This is a genomic window from Nocardia sp. NPDC024068 (genome assembly GCF_040638875.1).
Taxonomy (GTDB): Bacteria; Actinomycetota; Actinomycetes; order Mycobacteriales; family Mycobacteriaceae; genus Nocardia.
The window spans coordinates 56,040-75,872 of sequence record NZ_JBEZYU010000006.1; the positions used below are offsets into that span (position 1 = coordinate 56,040).

Sequence of the window (19,833 nt, forward strand, 5' to 3'; positions counted from 1 at the left end):
GAATGACGTGGCTGTGCAGAAAATTACGAGACCAGAGGTGCACCCGTGGCTGATAACGACGAACTCCGTCGATACCTGAAGAAGACAGCCAAGGAGCTGCACGAGACCAAACAGCGGCTGCGTGCGCTCATCGATAAACAGACCGAACCCATCGCCATCGTGGGTATGGCGTGCCGCTACCCCGGTGGTGCCCGGACCCCGGACGATCTGTGGCGTCTGGTGGCCACCGAAACCGACGCGATCGGTGACTATCCCACCGACCGAGGGTGGGATCTGGATCGACTCCACAACCCGGACCCGGATGTCGCGGGCACGGTCTACACCCGCCACGGCGGGTTCCTGGAGTCCATCGGTGATTTCGATGCGGCGTTCTTCGGTATCGGGCCGCGGGAGGCCACCGCGATGGACCCGCAACAGCGGTTCATGCTGGAGACATCCTGGGAGGCTCTGGAAGACGCCGGTATCGATCCCACGGGCCTGCGCGGGAGCCGAACCGGGGTTTTCGCCGGGGTGATCCACCAGTACTACGGTCCGCGGATCGGGTCACCGGCCATGACCGCCGAAGCGGAGGGGCATCACTATCTCGGCGGTGCCGCCAGCGTGTTGTCCGGCCGGATCGCGCACCTGTTCGGATTCCAGGGGCCGGCCATATCGGTCGACACGGCCTGTTCGTCGTCCCTGGTGGCCATTCATCTGGCCTGCCAGGCATTGCGGCAGGGGGATACGGACCTCGCGCTGGCCGGCGGGGTCACCATCATGTCGGATCCGTCGCTGCCGATCGCCTTTTCGCGGCAGCGGGCGATGTGCGTGGACGGGCGGTGCAAATCGTTCGCGGCCGCGGCCGACGGGACCGGGTTCTCCGAAGGCGTAGGCATGGTGGTGCTGGAACGTCTGTCGGACGCCCAGCGCGCCGGGCATACCGTGCTCGGGGTCGTCCGGGGGAGCGCGGTGAATCAGGATGGGGCGTCGAACGGTTTGACGGCACCCAACGGTCTCGCCCAGGAGCGGGTCATCACGGCGGCCCTGGAAGCCGCCGGTCTGCGGCCCGGCGATGTGGACGTGGTGGAAGCACACGGCACGGGAACCAAGCTCGGCGATCCCATCGAGGCACAGGCGCTGATCTCCACCTACGGGACCGAGCGGGACCAGCCGTTGTGGTTGGGGTCGTTGAAATCGAATATCGGTCATACTTCCGCGGCGGCCGGTGTCGGCGCCGTGATCAAGATGGTGCAGGCGCTGCGGCACGACATCCTGCCCCGAACGCTGCATGTGGACGAGCCGACGCCGTATGTGGATTGGTCGTCCGGCACGGTGCGGTTGCTGGCGGAATCGCGGGCCTGGCCGGCGGGCGATCGGCTGCGCAGGGCCGGTATCTCCTCGTTCGGCGCCAGTGGCACCAACGCCCACCTCATTCTCGAGGACGCGCCGGCCACCGCTGCCGCGCCGATGGAAAACCCCCGTGCCCGGACCGATCTCGTGCCCTTGATCCTCTCGGCCAGGTCGGCCGCGGCGTTGCGGGCGCAGGCGAGTCGATTGCACGAATTCCTGTCCGGCGACCCCGGACCCGATCTGTGGGATACGGCGTACTCACTGGTGACCTCGCGAGCGTCGCTGGAGTGGCGCGGCGCGGTGGTGGGGCGAGATCGTGCGGAACTGCTGGCCGGTCTGGCCGAACTGGCCGCCGATTCCCCGGACGCCCTCCGAGCGAAGGCGGCGCTCGGCAAGATCGCTGTGCTCTTCACCGGGCAGGGTGCGCAACGGGCCGGTATGGGGCGAGAGCTCTACGCGGCGTTTCCGGCATTCGCGGCGGCGCTGGACGACGTGTGTGCGCAGTTCGATCCCTTGCTCGCGGCGGCGGGTTTCTCGTATCAGGGGAGCTTTTCCCTGAAACAGGTGATGTTCGCCGACGACACCGCGGGGCTGCTGGATCGAACGGCGATCACCCAGCCCGCGCTGTTCGCTTTCGAAGTGGCCATGTATCGGCTGCTGGAGTCGTTCGGGGTGATCCCGGACTTCCTGGCGGGGCATTCGATCGGTGAACTGGCTGCCGCGTATGTGGCGGGGGTGTGGTCCCTGCCGGATGCGTGCGCCCTGGTGGCGGCGCGGGGCCGCCTCATGGACGCGTTACCGGCGGGTGGCGCGATGCTGGCGGCCGCGATCGGGGAGGAGCGCGGGCGGGAGCTGATCGCCCATCATGAGGACCGGGTCTCCCTGGCGGCGGTCAACGATCCGGATTCGCTGGTGCTCTCCGGCGTCGCCACGGCGATCGACGAGATCGAGCGGCAACTGTCCGGCGAGGGCATCAGGGTGAACCGTCTCCGGGTGTCGCATGCCTTCCACTCGGCACTCATGGAACCCATGCTGGCCGAATTCCGTTCCGTGGCCACGAGTGTCCGGTACGAGACCGCGCGACTGCCCATCGTGTCCACCGTGACGGGTGACCTCCTGGGCGACGCGGCGAAGGACCCGGAGTACTGGACCCGGCAGATTCGGGAATGCGTCCGCTTCGCGGCCGGCACGGCGACCCTGGTGCGGCTGGGCGCGCGAAGCTTCCTCGAGGTGGGGCCGGACGCGGTGCTGACTGCCGCGGCCGGTCGCTGTGTCGGCGCGAACCCCGAAGTCGACGAGTCCGCTGTGACGATGATCGCGACCGCTCGCCGGCCGCGCTCCGGACCGGGCGGGGACCACGCGACCGTTCCGGCCGAGGGTGATCGCTTCGTCGAGGCGCTGGCGCGGTTTCGGACCGCCGGTGGCAGTCGGGACTGGGCACCGCTGTTCCTCGGGCGCAATCCGAGTCGAATCCAACTGCCTCTGTACGCGTTTCAACGTCGCCGGTATTGGGTGGATGCGGATGCGGGCGGGCCGTCGGCCCAGTCCATGGACCATCCCCTTCTCACCGGTGCGGTGGGATTGGCCGGCACCGACGAATGGCTGTTCACCGGTCGCTTCTCCGTACGGACTCATCCCTGGGTCGCCGACCATATGTCCTACGGCTCGGTACTGCTGCCGGGGACCGCGCTGGTCGAGTTGCTCCTGGCCGCGGCTCAGCGAATCGGGTACGACACCGTCGACGAAGTCTCGTTTCTCGCACCGATGGTTCCGCACGGCGACGACGACGTCGAGATACAGATTCTGGTGCGGCCGTCCGACGACTACGGTCAACGCCGATTCGAGGTGTATTCCCGCGCCGAGGCCGATGCGGAATGGGTGGGTAACGCGACAGGTTCCCTCGCGGCGGCGGTGGGGCACGATGCGGAGTTGGTCTCGCGGCTGCAAGAGGAGCAATGGCCACCATCGGGCGCCGAACCTCTGGACGCCGCCGAATTCGTGACACACCTGGCCGGCGAGATCGAACTGACCTTCGGTGCGGCGTTCACCGGTGTCCGATCCGTCTGGCGCCGCGGTGACGAGGTCTTCTCGGAGATCGTTCTGGATACCGACGCCGCTGTGGGGGCAGAACGTTATGACCTGCATCCCGCCCTCTTGGATATGACCCTGCACGCCGGCTTCGCGTCGGTGCTGCGGGACAAGGACCCCGAGGACGACGCCGGGTGGGTGCTGTTCCGATGTGAGCGAGCACGTTTCCACCGGGAGGGGTTCGGGGAGCAGTGGCCCAGGGGGACGACCACCCTGCGCACCGTGGCCGTGCCCAGCGGTCCCGGCACCCTCTCGGTCGCGGCGATCGATCAGGACGGAAATCCCATCGTCTCGATGGGCTCCGCGACCATGCGGCGCTATGACCCGAAGGAGCTGCGTGCCGTCGCGACCTCGGCCGAGGCGGGGCTGTACGAGTTGCGCTGGGAGTCGCTGCCGGCGGCGCCCGAACCCCGGTCCGGACTCGGAACAGCGACGCTCTCGGTGGATTCCGCCGAAAGATATCCGGATGCGATCGCTGCGCTCGCCGCCGCCGATCGGGTGCCGGATGTGGTGCTGTGGCGGGCCGCCGACCCTGCGGTAGCCGATGACGAGGGAACCGCCGCGGCCCGGGTGACCGCCGCGGTGTTGCAGAGCTGGCTGGCCGAACCCCGGCTGGCGCGCAGCCGGCTGGTGGTGCTCACCACCGGAGGGGCGTCTTTGCCGGATGAGTCGCCGACCCCGCCGGCCGCCGCGATCTGGGGTATGACCCGTAGCGCCCAGGCCGAGAATCCCGGCCGGTTCGCACTCGTCGACGTGGATCCCGCGGAGCCTCTGGAGGTGGCTCGGATCGCGGCCCTTTCGGGAAGCGGCGAACCACAACTGGCACTCCGTGGTGCGCGAACCCTGGTCCCGCGACTGACCCCGATGGCCTCCGGCGACACCGCCGAGTTCCCGATGCTCGGCGCGGCTACGGCGATCATCACCGGTGGTACCAGCGGTGTGGGAGCGCTGTGCGCACGTCATCTCGTGGTCGAGCACGGGGTGCGGCGCATGGTGCTGGTCTCGCGGCGGGGCGAGGCGGCGCCCGGCAGCGCGGAATTACGCACCGAACTGACCGAATCCGGTGCCGATGTCCGGATCGTCGCCGGTGACGTGGCCGAGTGGGATACGGTGCGTGACCTGGTGGACACCATCGACCCGGCCGCGAAACTGATCGTGGTGCACGCGGCGGGGATCGTGGACGACGCGACCATCGAGACCCTTCGTGCCGAACAGGTGGACCGGGTCTTCGCGCCGAAGGTTCGCGGCGCCCGGCACCTCGATCGGGCGACCCGCGACCGTGACGTTCTCGCCTTCGTCGCCTTTTCCTCCGTCGCCGGCATGGTGGGATCGGCGGGGCAGGGCAACTACGCGGCGGCGAACGCGGCCCTCGACGCGCTCATGGTTCAGCGGCATTCGACGAAGTCGGCGGGAACCTCGCTGGTGTGGGGATTATGGCACCAGGACATCGGTATGGCCGGCGCCCTGGACCGGGCCGCGCTCGCCCGAATGGAACGCCTGGGTGTGGGGCAATTGTCCGACGCCGAGGGGATGCGGCTTTTCGATGCGGCGATCGCGCGGGGGGTCGCGGTTCCGGTCGCCTTGCGGTTGGACGCGACCGTATTGCTCCGGGAGCGGGATATCGCCGCGGTGCCGGTGGTCCTGCGTGGATTCGCCCGCCGTGCCCGGCAGCTGCCGGGCACCGGTGGGGAAGGGGTCCCGGCCGCCGGGGCGTTCGCCGCGCGATTGGCAGGGGCGCCACCGGCCCGGCACGCTGGAATCGCCCTGGACATGGTGCTGGAACAGACCGCCCGCACCCTCGGATTCGATTCGGCTGCAGAGATCGGGCCGGATCAGCGCTTCGGTGATATCGGCTTCGATTCGCTGGGAGCGGTGGATTTCCGGAACAGATTGAGCCGGGTGACCGGGCTGCGATTGCCCTCGGGCCTCGTGTTCGACTATCCGACTCCGGCCGCCGTGGCGACAATGGTGCTCGCGCAGATCGAGCCCGGGGCGCGGCGCGCTCCCGCGCGGAAAGCGCAGGTGGTGCGGACCGACGAACCGATCGCCATCGTGGGGATGGCCTGTCGATTCCCCGGCGGGGCCGACTCGCCCGAAGAACTGTGGGATCTGCTCGCCGCCGGGACGGACGCGACCGGTGCCTACCCCACCGACCGGGGCTGGGATCTGGAACGTCTCTTCGATCCGGATCCCGGCAACGCCGGAACCGTCTATGCCCGCCGGGCGGGTTTTCTCACCGGCGCAGGGGAGTTCGATCCCGGATTCTTCGGTATCGGACCGCGCGAGGCCGCCGCCATGGATCCGCAGCAGCGGATCATGCTGGAGGTGTGCTGGGAGGCTCTGGAAGACGCGGGAATCGATCCGTTCTCGTTGCGCGGTAGTGATGCCGGTGTCTTCGCCGGTGCCGTGGCCTCGGGGTACGTCGATCAGGTCATCGGTGAGTTGGAGGGGTATCGGCTCACCGGTAACACCCCGAGCGTGATCGCCGGCCGGGTCGCCTACACCCTGGGCTTGGAAGGGCCCACGCTGACAGTCGATACGGCCTGTTCGTCCTCGCTGGTGTCCCTGCATCTGGCGTGCCGGGCGCTGCGTCAGGGTGAGTCGTCGCTGGTGCTCGCCGGTGGTGTGAGCATCTTCGGCAGCCCCTACATCAATGTCGATTTCGCCCGCCAGCGCGGTTTGTCGCCGGATGGCCGGTGCAAGGCGTTCTCCGCGGCGGCCGACGGTGTCGCCTTCGCCGAAGGCGCGGGAATGCTGGTACTCGAGCGGCTGTCCGACGCGCGCCGGCACGGGCGCGACATTCTCGCCGTCGTGCGCGGATCGGCGATGAACCAGGACGGCGCCAGCAACGGCCTGACCGCGCCCAACGGTCCCGCGCAGGAGCGGGTGATCTCGGCGGCACTCGCCGCCGCCGGCCTGACCGCGACCGACATCGATGCGGTGGAGGCACACGGCACCGGCACCACGCTGGGCGATCCCATCGAGGCCCGGGCCCTGATCGCCACCTACGGTCAGGGTCGCGCCGTGCGGGCGCTGTGGCTGGGCTCGATCAAGTCGAATATCGGTCATACCAGTGCGGCGGCCGGTGTGGCCGGTGTGATCAAGATGGTGCAGGCGCTGCGCCACGAGATATTGCCGAAGACCCTGCACGCCGACGAACCGAGCCCGCACATCGACTGGTCGGCAGGGAATGTTCGGCTGCTCACCGAGGCCGGCCCGTGGCAGCGCGGCAACCGGACCCGCCGGGCGGGGGTGTCCTCCTTCGGGCTCAGCGGCACCAACGCACACCTCATTCTGGAAGAGGCGCCCGTCGCGCGGGCGGCCACGACGGTCGACGTCGGCGGCGATCCGATTGCCGCCGAAACCGAGGTGCTGTCGTGGCACCTGTCCGGGGCCACGGAGGAGGCGCTGCGGCGCCAGGCCGCCCGGCTCGAGGTATGGGTGCGGGCTCATCCGGCGGCCGATCCGCGGGATATCGCCCACAGCCTGCTGCGGCATCGCGGTGGTTTGGAATGGCGGGGCGCGATTGTGGGGCGGGACCGAACGGATCTGCTCGCCGGCCTGGCGGCGCTGGTGGATCCGCTCGCCAGGCGGGATACCGAGAGTGTGGACGTGGTGTCCGCCCGGTCCGCCGTCCGGCGGGTGGCCTTCGTCTTTCCCGGTCAGGGTAGCCAATGGGCGGGCATGGGAGCAGAATTGCTTTCCACCGGTGGTGTTTTCGCGGAGGCCATCGCCGACTGCGAGACGGCGCTGGCGCCTTTCGTGGATTGGTCGTTGACGGCGGTGTTGCGCGGTGAGCCGGGCGCGGCGTCGCTGGAACGGGTCGACGTGGTGCAGCCGGCGCTGTTCGCCATGATGGTGGCTCTGGCCCGGGTATGGCAGGCGGCGGGGGTCGAACCGGAGGCGGTGATCGGCCATTCGCAGGGGGAGATCGCGGCGGCCGTGGTAGCCGGTGGGCTGTCCCTGTCGGATGGGGCGCGGGTGGTCGCGCTCCGGTCGCGGATCGTGGCCGCCGAACTCGCCGGTGACGGCGGGATGGCCTCGGTGAACCTCGACGCGGAGGCGGTGGCGCGGCGGCTGACCGATTTCGGGGATCGGTTGTCGATCGCGGCGGTCAACGGACCCGGACAGGTCGTGGTGTCGGGGGAGGACGCGGCGGTCGGCGAATTCGTGACCGCCTGTGCGGCCGAGGACATCTGGGTGCGGCGGATACCCGTCGATTACGCCTCGCATTCCCGGGCGGTGGAATCGGTCCGGGAGCACGTCCTGTCCCAGTTGGAGCCGGTGCGCCCGGTGGCGGGTCCGATCCCCTTCCTGTCGACCGTCACGGCGGATTATCTCGAGACGGATACGCTGACCGCGGACTACTGGTATCGAGGACTCCGGGACCGGGTACGGTTCGCCGAGGGGATAGCGGCGGCCCGGAACTCGGGTATCAACACGTTCATCGAGGTGAGCCCACATCCGGTCCTGACCATGGGTGTGGAGTTGACCGTCGGGTCGACCGATCAGGTGGCCGTGCTGGGGACACTGCGCCGCGATCAAGGGGATACTCGGCGGATAACCACGGCACTGGCGTCGGCGCGGTGTGCCGGCGTCGGAGTGGACGATCGGATACTGACGCCGATCGGCACGCGGGTGGCCCTGCCGACCTACGCCTTCGAGCACAAGCATTTCTGGCTGGAACCGAGTACGGCCGCCGATATGCGCCGGTCCGGTCTGGACGAGACCGGGCATCCCCTCATCCGCGCGCTGGTGCGCCTGCCGGACTCGGCGGATCTGGTGTTCAGCGGACGGTTGTCCGTGGCCGACCAGCCGTGGCTGGCGGATCACGCGGTCGCCGGAACGGTGCTCCTGCCCGGTGCGGCCCTGGTCGAACTGGCTTTGCACGCGGGAGTCGTGGCGGACTGCCCGCGAGTGGCGGAATTGGTGATCGAGACGCCGTGCACAGTGCCTCCGGCGGGGGCCGTGGAGTTGCGTGCGGTGGTCACGGGGCCGGCCGCGGCCGGCGCCCGGACGGTGTCGGTGTATTCCCGGGCGGCCGAGGATGATCGGGCCACGGAGGGGGAACGATCCTGGACCCGCCATTGCGTCGCGACCGTGACAGCGGACTCGGAACCGGCCGCGGTGGACCCCGAGCCGGCCGTCTGGCCGCCCGCCGGTGCCGAGCGTATCGACCTCGAGAACGCCTACGTCGGTCTGGCGGAGTCCGGCTATCACTATGGGCCGGCTTTCCAAGGATTGACCGCCCTGTGGCGCCGTGGCGCGGACATCTTCGGCGAGGTCACCCTGCCGGACTCCGCGCGTGCCCGAGTGGGGGAGTTCGGGATACATCCGGCGTTGCTGGATGCCGCACTGCACACCGTCATGCTCGGTGATTCGGCGCGGCCGGTGGGTGAGGTCGCGATCGAGGTGCCCTTCTCCTGGGCGGATGTCGCACTCTTCGCAACCGGCGCTACCACGGCACGGGTGCATGCGACCCGCTCACCGGACGGTGTGATCACGGTGGACCTGGCGGATACGGCGGGATTGCCGGTGGCGCGGGTGGGTGCCCTGGTCGTGCGCCCGTTGTCGCCGGACGCGCTCGCCGTGCCGAGCCGGCGCACCGGCGGTGCGGGTCATGTGGTGAATTGGGTCGAACTACCCACCCGATCACCTACCGATACCGCTCGGTGGGAGTCGGCCGACGGCACGGAAACCGTCACCCTCGGCGAGCGGAACGTGGTCGTCCTCGCTCTCCCCGAGCGGTCGGGCGACCACGATAGTCCCGCCGCTACAGGGGAACTCGTCACCACACTCAGGTCTCGGGTGCGGCTGTTGCTCGATCGTGAGGAGTCCGTGGTCGTCATCGCCCGGTATGCCGTCGCCACGCGGTCCGGCGAGCGGGTGGACCCCGTCGCCGCCGCGGCGTGGGGACTGCTGCGCGTTGCGCGCAGTGAATATCCCGGCCGGGTCCTCGCCGTCGATATCGAAGATCGGGAGGGGTACCGGCGCGATGTCGAACTGGCTTTGGCGACCGGGGACGAACCGGAACTCGCCATTCGGGGTGGGGTGGCCTACGCGCCACGATTGCGTCGTCACGATGCGCCGGTTCCGGGCAGCGCGAGGGTTCTCCGCGGCGAGCCCTGGGAGTTGGCGACCGGATCGGCGGGAACGCTGGCCGATGAGAATTTCGCATTCACCGAGAGCTCCGCTGCTGCGGAGCCGCTCGGACCGGGACAGGTCCGGGTGGGCCTGCGCGCGGTGGGCCTCAATTTCCGCGATGTCCTGATCACCCTGAATCAGTTCACCGAGGGGCAGGCCGGGGCGGCCGGTATCGGCTCCGAAGGTGCCGGTGTCGTCCTCGAGGTCGCCGACGACGTGACCGAATTCGCGCCCGGGGACCGGGTTTTCGGCTTCACCCCGGGCATCGGTTCCACGTCGGTGACAGACCGGCGGTTCCTCGCCCATATGCCTACCGGCTGGTCCTTCGGGCGGGCGGCTGCCGTGCCCGTGGTATTCGGCACGGCATATTTCGGTCTCGTGGATCTGGCTGTGGCGAAGGCGGGCGAGACGCTGCTGCTCCATGCCGCGACCGGGGGCGTGGGTATGGCGACCATCCAACTGGCCCGCTATCTCGGTTTGCGGCTCCTGGTCACCGCCGGTCGAGGTAAATGGGATGTACTACGTGCCTCGGGGATCGACGACGAAGCCATCGGTGATTCGCGGACCCTGGATTTCGAGAGCCGATTCTCGGCGGCGACTCAGGGGCGCGGGGTGGATATCGTCGTGAACTCGCTGACCGGTGATTTCATCGACGCCTCGCTCCGGCTCCTGCCGCGGGGTGGTCGCTTCATCGAATTGGGTCATGCCGACGAACGCGACCCCGACGAGGTCGCCGCCCGCTACCCGGGCGTGGACTATCGCACGTTCACCCTGTTGAACGAGTCCCCCGACCGCCTCGGCGAGATCCTGACCACCCTCGCCGGGCTTTTCGAGGACGGACATCTCACCTCGATTCCCGCCACGCAGTGGGACGTACGCCGGGCTCCGGAAGTGTTCCGGTATTTCGGCCAGGCCCGTCATATCGGTAAGAACGTGCTCACCATCCCGGCCCCGCCGATTCCGGGTGGAACGGTAGTGATCACCGGCGGAACCGGTGGGCTGGCAGCTGTGCTGGCCCGGCACCTCATCGCCGAATACGGTGTGCGCGAGCTGATCCTGGCGGGCCGGCGGGGTATGGACGCGCCCGGCGCGGCCGAACTCCGGGCCGAGCTCACCGCGCTGGGCGCGCATGTCGAGGTGGTCGCCTGTGACGCGGCCGACCGGGCCGCAGTGGACCGGGTGCTGTCGACGATCCCACCGGATCGCCCGCTGACCGGGGTCGTCCATGCCGCAGGCGTATTGTCCGACGCGCTGTTCGCCGATATGACCGACGAGCAGATCCATGCGGTGCTGCGTCCCAAGGTGGACGCCGCGTGGCATCTCCACGAGGCGACCCGGCATCTCGACCTGTCTTTCTTCGTCCTCTACTCCTCACTCGCCGGCGTCGTCGGCAGCCCCGGTCAGGCCAACTACGCGGCAGCGAACACCTTCCTGGATGCCCTGGCCCACCAGCGCCACCGGGAAGGACTGCCCGCCACCTCCATGGCGTGGGGTCTCTGGCAGCAGGGCACCGAGATGACCGGCGGTGTGGGCGCGCCCGATCTGGCGCGATTGCGGCGGATGGGTTTCCTCCCCGTGGTGGAGGCGGACGGTATGGAGCTCTTCGACGCGGCACTGGCGTCGGGTGTGCCCGATCAGGTCACCGTGCGGGTCGATCGGTCCGCGCTCGCCGGGACCGATCCGGTGGATCTGCCGGTGGTCATGCGGGGCCTTGCTCGTCCGGCTCGGCGCCGGGCCGGCGCCGGGGTCCGGGAGGTTTCGGGATTGGCGGCTCGCCTGGTCGGGCGCGCACCGGCGGAGCGCGCGGAGATCGTGTATTCCGTGGTCCGCGGCCAGGCGGCGGCGGTCCTCGGGCATGACGACGCCGAGTCCCTCGCCGTGGACAAACCCTTCAAAGAAATCGGGTTCGACTCCCTGGGCGTGATGGAGTTCCGCAACCGCCTGGTCACCGCCACCGGTCTGTCCTTACCCACGACACTGGTCTTCGACTATCCGACCGTGACCACCCTGGCAGCCCACCTGCTTTCGCTGTTCGAGCCCGAGGGCACCGGCGAGGCGGCCCGGCAGCGACAAACGCTTCCGCGACCTGCCCGCTCGGTGGCCGACGATCCCATTGCCATCGTGGGGATGAGTTGCCGATACCCCGGAGGTGTTGAATCTCCTGGAGATCTGTGGCGAATTCTTGCCGAAGGTTCCGATGTCACCGGCGATTTCCCGACGGACCGAGGCTGGGACCTGGACCGGATCTTCGACCCGGACCCGGATGTCCCGGGCACGGTGTACAGCAGGCGTGGTGGATTCCTCGCCGCCGCCGGTGATTTCGACGCCGCCTTCTTCGGTATCGGCCCCGCCGAGGCCACCGCGATGGACCCGCAACAGCGGTTGTTCCTGGAAGCCTCGTGGGAGGCGTTGGAAGACGCCGGAATCAATCCGCAGCTACTGCGCGGTAGTGACGCGGGCGTGTTCGCCGGCGCCTGCTATTCGGGATATTTCGATCAGGTCACCAGCGATGAGCTGGAAGGTTTCCGGTTGACCGGCACCTCGTCCAGTGTGGTCTCGGGCCGGGTCGCCTATACCCTCGGTCTGGAGGGCCCCGCGGTGACCGTGGATACGGCCTGCTCGTCGTCGCTGGTTGCCTTGCATCAGGCGTGCCAGGCGTTGCGCAGCGGGGAGACCTCGCTCGCCCTCACCGGCGGAGTGACCGTTTCCGCGAGTCTCCATGTGCACATGGACTTCGCCCGGCAACGTGGTCTCGCGCCCGACGGGCGGTGTAAAGCTTTCTCCGCCGGTGCCGACGGTGTCGGTTTCTCGGAGGGCGTCGGCGTGCTGGTCCTGGAGCGGTTGTCCGATGCGCACCGTCTCGGCCACGAGGTCTTGGCGGTGGTCCGGGGCAGCGCGGTCAACCAGGACGGCGCGAGCAACGGCCTGACCGCCCCCAACGGCCGCGCACAGGAGCGGGTCATCGCCGCGGCCCTGGCCAACGCCGGTGTGACGCCGGCCGAGGTGGACGCGGTGGAGGCCCACGGCACCGGCACGGTGCTCGGAGACCCGATCGAGGCGAACGCGTTGATCGCCGCCTATGGTCGTGATCGGGACGGCGAACCGCTGCGCATCGGGTCGGTCAAATCCAATATCGGGCATACGATCGCCGCCGCGGGCGTCGGCGGGGTGATCAAAATGGTTCAGGCGCTACGCCATCGAATCCTGCCCAAGACCTTGCACGCCGCGGAACCGAGCCCGTACGTGGATTGGTCGGCGGGGACCGTGCGGGTGCTGACCGAGGCCAGTCCCTGGCCGGTCGCCGGGCGAATCCGCCGCGCCGGGGTGTCGTCCTTCGGAGTCAGCGGCACCAACGCCCATGTGATCATCGAAGAAGCGCCGGCTCCTGTCCGAGCCGCGCGGCCGGTGCCCGAGGATGTCACCGCGACGGAGGTCGCGGGCCCTGTCGATGCCGTCCCCGTGGTGGTTTCCGCCAGATCGCCGGAGGCGTTGCGCGGTCAGGCGGACCGTCTCCGGAAGTGGCTCCACGAGCATCCGGACGCGGATCTCCGGTCGGTGGCACGGACGCTGCTGGATTCCCGGGCGCTGCTGGATCGGTCGGCGGTGGTGGCCGGACGTCACCGCGACGAGGTGATCGCCGGTTTGACCGCGCTGGCATCGGGGTCGTCGATGCCGAACCTCGTCGCCGGTGCGCCGGTTTCCGGGAAGACGGCCTTTCTCTTCACCGGACAGGGCGCTCAACGTCCGGGAATGGGTCGCGAACTCTATGCGTCCTTCCCGGTCTTCGCGGCCGCAGTGGACAGGATCAGCGCCGAATTCGCCGCGTTGCCGGAATCGGCGGACGGTGGACCGGGCACCGAGCGGACGCTGAAAGAGATCATGTTCGGGGCGGATTCGGCAGCAGTACTGAACCATACGGAATGGACTCAACCGGCTCTGTTCACCTTCGAGGTGGCACTGTTCCGGCTGTGGGAATCCCTGGGCGTCGCTCCGGATCTGGTGATCGGGCATTCGATCGGCGAACTGGCCGCCGCCCATGTGGCCGGGGTGTGGTCGCTGACCGACGCCTGCGCACTGGTGTCGGCCCGAAGCCGGCTGATGGGGGCGTTGCCCGAGGGTGGGGCCATGCTGGCGGTCGCGGTGCCGGCATCGGAGGTGTCGGAGTTGATCGCCGGCTTCGATGGCCGGCTCTCTCTCGCGGCGGTGAACGCTCCCACATCGACTGTCCTGTCCGGAGACGCCGAGAGCATCGCCGCGATCGAGCGGCGGCTCGTCGCCGCGGGGATCAAGATCGACCGCCTCCGGGTCAGCCATGCCTTCCACTCCGCGCTCATGGACCCGATGCTCGACGCGTTCCATTCGGTGGCGCAGGGATTGGCCTACCACGAGCCGATGATTCCGATGGTGTCGAACCTGACCGGAGACCTGGCCACGACCGAGCTGACCGAGCCCGGGTATTGGGTCCGCCAGGTTCGGTCGGCGGTGCTGTTCGCAGCCGGGATCGCGACCCTGATCGATGCCGGCGCACGACGTTTCCTCGAGGTGGGCCCGGATTCCGTCTTGTCGACCATGACCCGGGGGTGTCTTGCCGAACGACCCGAGATCGAGCAGGGTGTGCTGGTGGCCGCCTCCGCCACTCGGCGCGCGGCGGATGAGACGACCCACTTCGTTCGCACACTGGGGCAGGCGTACGTGAGCGGCGTACCGGTCCGCTGGGACGTAGTGTTCACCGGCCACCACGCGGAGCGGGTGTCGTTGCCCACCTATGCTTTCCAGCACAAGAGGTACTGGCCTCTCCCCGCCGCGCGCACCCCGGACAACGCACTCGGGCACCCGCTGCTGACCGCTGCGGTGGCGCTCGCGGGTACGGACGAATGGCTGTTCACCGGCCGTCTCTCGATACGCGAACAGCCCTGGCTGGCAGACCATGTGGTGTCGGGAGCGGTGCTCTTTCCGGGCACGGGGTTCACCGAACTGGCCTTGGTAGTCGGTCGAGAATTGGGTGCCGAGTTCCTGGAGGAGTTGCTGATCGAGGCTCCGTTGCTGCTCTCGGAGACGGCCGCGGTGGACCTGCAGATCGCCGCCCGCCCGGACGAATCGGGGCGGATCGGTGTCGTGATCTACTCCCGGCCGGTGACCGGCGGCGATCCGGGTGTGCCGTCCGGGTGGACGACCCATGCCACCGGAACTCTCACCGCTGCCGCCGAAACCGTGGCCGGCCCGCTCGAACCGGCGTGGCCGCCGCCCGGCGCCGCGGCTTCCGACGCCGAGGTGCTCTACGACCGGCTGTCGGTGCACGGCTTCGCGTACGGCCCGTCGTTCCAGGGGGTGACCGCGTGCTGGACCCGCGATCAGGAAGTGTTCGCTGAGGTCTCGCTGGACGAAACAGCCGGTGGTACCGGGGGGTTCGGTATTCACCCGGCGCTCCTGGACGCCTGCCTGCACGCTGGTGTCGACCTGCTCTCCGAGGGCCTGCCCGCAGGTCGGATGCCACTGCCGTTCTCGTTCGCCGGGGTGCGTCTGCGGCAACGCGGCGCCGCGGCCGTTCGGGTGCGCGTGCGCCGGCATCAGGACGGACGAGCGGGCGTCGAACTCGTCGATACGGCGGGCGCACCCGTGCTGACCATCGAGACGATCGCCGTGCGCGGGATGGATCCCGCGGGATCACCCGTGTCCCGCTCGGCGTCCCCGCACAATCCGCTGGTCATGCGCTGGATGCCCGGTGTACCCGCCCACTCCACCGGGCCGGCCGCCGCGCTGGCCACCTGGGGATCGGTGCGCGTGCCCGGTATCGATGACCACTACTCGGATATCGGGAAACTCGTCGCTGCCGAGACCACGCCCGAGGTGATCGTATGGTTCCCCGGTGCGGATACCACCTCGGCGCGCGATGCTGTGCATGTCACGTGGCACGGGATACGGTCATGGCTGGCAGAGGACCGTCTGGCCGATACCCGTCTGGTGATCGCGACCCGGCGGGCGAGCGGACGCCACGGAGAATGGGCGGACCCGTCCGCCGCCGCAATCGCGGGAATGGCGCACAGTGCCGCAGCGGAATCTCCCGATCGGGTCGTCGTGCTCGACCATGACGGGGAACTCCACGCCGATCTGGTGCACGGCCTGCTCGCCTCGAACCAGCCGCGTGTCATGGTGCGTGATTCCCGTGTCTTCGTGCCGCGACTCGTCCACGGCATCCCCGAGAGGTCTCGTCCGGCGCCGGTCGGTGCGCTCGGCGACGGTACCGTGCTCATCACGGGCGGCACCGCGGGGCTGGGGGCGATTCTGGCCCGGCATCTGGTCCGGGCCCATCGGGTCGAACATCTGCTCCTGGTTTCCCGGCGTGGCGCGGCCGCGGACGGTGTCACCGAACTGGTCGCCGAATTGGCTGCCCTGGGAGCCGACGCTCGTGTCGTGGCCTGTGATGTCGCGGACCGGGCCGCCGTCGCCGCGCTGCTCGGCACGATCGGAGACGAACATCCCCTGACCGCGGTGATCCACGCTGCCGGAGTGCTCGACGACGCCACGATCACGGCCCTGACCCCCGACAAGATCGACCGGGTTCTCGCGCCCAAGGTCGCCGGTGCCCAGAATCTCCACGAACTCACCCGGGGGCACGACCTCGCGGCGTTCATCCTGTTCTCCTCCGTGGCCGCCACTCTCGGCTCGCCCGGACAAGGCAATTACTCGGCGGCCAACTCGTTCCTGGATGCCCTCGCCCACACCCGGCGTGCCGAAGGTTTGCCGGCGCTCTCCCTCGCCTGGGGGCCCTGGAACCAGACCACCGGCATGACCGGTGACCTGGATCAGGCCGCGATCGGCCGGGTGGAGCGCATGGGGCTACGGATGCTCGACGAGCATTCCGGATCGGCCCTCTTCGACGCTGCACTCGGTGTCGCCGAACCCGTGGTCATCGCTGCCGAGTTCGAGACCACGACCCTGGTCGCGCGGGCGGCCGACGGGGTACTCCCCGATCTGCTCACGGAACTGGTGCCCACCCGGACCCGCCGGGTGCCTGCGGGGCCGACCGGTGGCCGACTGCTGGCCGAACTCGCCGCCGCACCCGCGGACAAGCGGGAGACCCTGGCGCTCACCCGGACCCGGGAACACATCGCGGCGGTGCTGGGGCTACCCGCGGGTGGCGCGCTCCACGCCGAGACGGCGTTCAGCGATTTGGGTCTCGATTCCCTCAGCGCCATCGAACTCCGCAACCGCCTCTCCGGCGCGACCGGTATGCGGCTGCCCGCCACCCTGGTCTTCGACTATCCGACCGCCGCCGCCCTGGCGGGATTCCTGCTGTCGAAGATCACCGTCACCCCCGCGCCCTCGGTGGTCGACGAGCAACTTGCGACTCTCCGGGCGTTCCTGGCGGCGCCGCCCTCGAGCGTCGAGCGGGATCGGCTCACGGCGGGTCTGCACGAACTCCTGGCCGAGGCGCGGGTGGCCGCGGTACCCACCGTTACCCAGGAGGAGGTCGAGGACGCGAGCCTGGAGGACCTCTTCAAGATCATCGACCAGCAGCACGAGGAGCCGTAGGGGCGGGGCGAGGGACGCCTCGATGCCCCGTCCGGTCCAGGCGGCGTCCACACAGGCAACCGCCTCGACCGATTCGGGCCTCGGTCCGCACCTTGCTCGCGTACGCAGAGCGATCGACCCGTGGCGATCGCCGGGCCACCGCCTGCCCTACGGGCGGGCGGTGGCCATGGCGATCCGGCCGTCAGGCGAACGCCGCGAAACCGTCGTGGACATTCTTATCGTTTTGCAGCGCACGGTTGAGCGCCTCCTCGACCGCGATGGCGAGCTGATCGAGCTTGTGGAGGGTGTCCTCGAGCTCGGTGTTCACCTTGCTGTACGCCGCGGTGAACCCCTCCTGCGCGCCCTGGCTGGCCATGGCGGCGAGGAAGTCGTTCTTGGCGGTTTCGAGGGCCGCGATCTCCCCCTGGATCTTGCTGCCCTGGGTATTCAGCGCGTCGAACAGCGCGTCCATCGTGGGCTTGTCGTACAGGATGTGGTCATCTGTATTGCCGCTCATTGTCCAATTCCTTCTCAGTCGAGCAGATGGGTGAAAAGCCGCCGGGGCGGATCAGAGGCTGGTGTAGCCACCGCCGGAGCTGGTGTAGCCGCCGTTGGGGATGAAGGAGTCCTCATCCATGTTCAGGATCGACTTGGTGGCATCTTCGGTGGCCCTGGTCAGCTCCTCCAGCGTCCGGTTGAGCTTGTCGGACTCATCGCTCCACGCCTGCGAGGTGGTGGCGAACGACGCGCTCGCGTTACCCTTCCAGCCCCTGCGGGCGTCATCGCTGGCCGAGTCCACGGCGTGCACCGACAGCCGCAGATTCTCGATGGCCTGGTACATCGCGCCCGTGGCCTTCGTGACCAACGGGATATCGAGATCGGCACCCTGAGTTGTCATTATCGGAATCCTTTCGTGAGGTTGTATTTCCGTCGAGATCCAACGATCTCGGGCCGAGCTGGTGGTCTAGGACATCCACCCCCACCCCCCTACCGGTAGCGAGTGGACGAGGGCGGATACCGCCTCGGCGATCCGATGGTCGGAGCCCGCCGTGAAGGTCGACCAGAGCTGCTGGTCCGGTGAGGTGCCGGGGCTGGCAACCAACCGGCCGCGCTCGGTGTCGTACACCACGACCGCTCCTGCGGAACGTTGGGTGACACCGTCGCCATGGGCGTAGGCGACGATTTCGGAATACGCGGTACAGGTGGACAGGGCGAGACCGAACTCGATCGCTGTCCGTTCCTCGACGCCGAGTTCGTACAGCGCCTGGGTGTACCCGCTGGAGTCGGCGGCGCCGTCGAGGCGCTCCCGCAACGCTTCCGCGGGCGCACTGAAACTCGGTGTCGCCGCGGGTGGGCAGGCCCCGAGCGCATCCAGCAGCGGGCGCGCCAACGTCGCGCCCGTCGCATCGGCCCACGTCGTTCGCACGTCGAATATGTCACCGTCCCTGGTGGCCACCGCATGCCGATCGCCACGGCGGGCCAGGCACACCCGGCGGACTCCCGCCCCGGTGTGGATCCGCGCCACCAGTTCCCGCTCCGGCTGCGCCAGCACGTGCAGAGCCGCGGCCAGCTCGGTGTCCACGTCGTCGTAGCCGTCCACCAGGCCCGACCTGCGCAGTCCGGCGAGCGCCTCGCTCTGTGCGGCGGCCCAGGCGGCAGCCGAATCCTGCTGGGGCCCCACTGCGAGCACCTGTGGAAGGGTTTGCACATTCAGCAGGCCCGTAACGGCCAGCAGGCCGTCATTGGTCAGTATCGTCACCGCGTCCCCCTCGGAAAGTGCCGGCTCACGACGTCCCCGTTCCCGGGACCGGATGAGGGGACGCCTCGGCGGCGCCCAGCACCGGCGGAGCCGCCTGGATACCGGCCTCGATCTCCATCACCGCCTCGGTGTCCTCGTCGGCGACGCCGGCCCGGACGGCGCGATCGGCGCCGGCCAGGGCGGAGGCCGGACTCATCCCGGCGGGAACCATCGGTGCCGCCGCCGCAGGCGCGGCCGCGGGCGAGGACTGCACCGGTAACGCCGAGGATGTCGCAGCCGTGAATGTCCTCGCCTCATAGGAGGACAGGGCCCGGGGTGCTCGGGGCATTCCGGAACCCGTACGGATGGTCGCGGCCGGCGCCGTAGCGGATACCGGCAGCGTGGTGCCGGCTACCGGCGGCGCCGCACTACGTTCGGCTGCCCATGCCGTACTCGAGACGATTTCCGGTGGCTGAACCTGCTGCCACGGCAGGGCCAACGACGCGGACGCCAATTCGTAGCTGTGCATGACCCGCGCCGCGTTCGCCTTGGTGAGATCCTGCTCCGCATCGGTATCGGCGACTGTCGCGATCAGCGGCGCGCCGAGCGCGGCCCCCACCTGTTCGAGACTGCGTATCGCCGCGGTCAGGGCCGCGATATCGGCCGTATGCGGCATAGCCAGACCGGCCACCTCGTACGCGACTGCCTGTCCGCCGGCCAGCGCGGCATTGCGGCCGGCGGCCGCGGCGGTATCCACCAGCCAGTGCCGCAGCGTCGCGAATCGGTCGATCGCGGGACCACTCTCGGTCGATCGCCACGCATCCCGCATCCGGGCCATGATCCGGTCGTATTCGATCACTGCCGCGCCGAATTCCGCGGCCAGCCGTGACCATGCGGCGGCGGCCTCGGTCATGGGCCGCGCACCGGGACCGGTGGCCAGATCGTGCGCGAGTTTTTCCGCCGGCCGGGCCGCCCAGATCACACCGGTGAAACCGGGTATCGGTGGTTCGATCATCGTCGGT

5 protein-coding genes are annotated in these 19,833 nt (G+C 69.2%); 1 reads left to right on the forward strand and 4 read right to left on the reverse strand.

All coding sequences use genetic code 11. From position 1 onward, the window contains the following. Positions 1-45 precede the first annotated feature (45 nt). The gene (locus AB0F41_RS09275) at positions 46-17,094 is read left to right on the forward strand and encodes an SDR family NAD(P)-dependent oxidoreductase (RefSeq protein ID WP_357422276.1); all 17,049 of its coding nucleotides are present in this window, start codon (positions 46-48) and stop codon (positions 17,092-17,094) included. A gap of 181 nt (positions 17,095-17,275) precedes the next feature. Here the strand turns inward: AB0F41_RS09275 and AB0F41_RS09280 are convergent, their stop codons facing one another. From AB0F41_RS09280 to AB0F41_RS09295, 4 genes are all read right to left on the reverse strand, one after another. Then, positions 17,276-17,590, reverse strand: a complete 315-nt coding sequence (locus AB0F41_RS09280; protein ID WP_357422277.1) for a type VII secretion protein EsxR — start codon at positions 17,588-17,590, stop codon at positions 17,276-17,278. Positions 17,591-17,641: 51 nt separating this feature from the next. Next, on the reverse strand, positions 17,642-17,971 hold the full coding sequence (locus tag AB0F41_RS09285; RefSeq protein WP_357422278.1) for a WXG100 family type VII secretion target: 330 nt from the start codon (positions 17,969-17,971) through the stop codon (positions 17,642-17,644). A gap of 66 nt (positions 17,972-18,037) precedes the next feature. Then, positions 18,038-18,832, reverse strand: coding sequence for an ESX secretion-associated protein EspG (locus AB0F41_RS09290; RefSeq protein ID WP_357422279.1), 795 nt, complete (start codon positions 18,830-18,832; stop codon positions 18,038-18,040). Between the two features lie 25 nt (positions 18,833-18,857). Beyond that, complete coding sequence (locus AB0F41_RS09295) at positions 18,858-19,826, reverse strand: PPE domain-containing protein (protein ID WP_357422280.1); 969 nt, start codon at positions 19,824-19,826, stop codon at positions 18,858-18,860. Between the last annotated feature and the right edge of the window lie 7 nt (positions 19,827-19,833).

What these genes read in the sequence shown, in the direction of transcription:
- AB0F41_RS09280 (WP_357422277.1), bottom strand. Translation starts at nt 17,590, where the DNA reads ATGAGCGGCAATACAGATGACCACATCCTGTACGACAAGCCCACGATG.
- AB0F41_RS09285 (WP_357422278.1), bottom strand. Translation starts at nt 17,971, where the DNA reads ATGACAACTCAGGGTGCCGATCTCGATATCCCGTTGGTCACGAAGGCC.
- AB0F41_RS09295 (WP_357422280.1), bottom strand. Translation starts at nt 19,826, where the DNA reads ATGATCGAACCACCGATACCCGGTTTCACCGGTGTGATCTGGGCGGCC.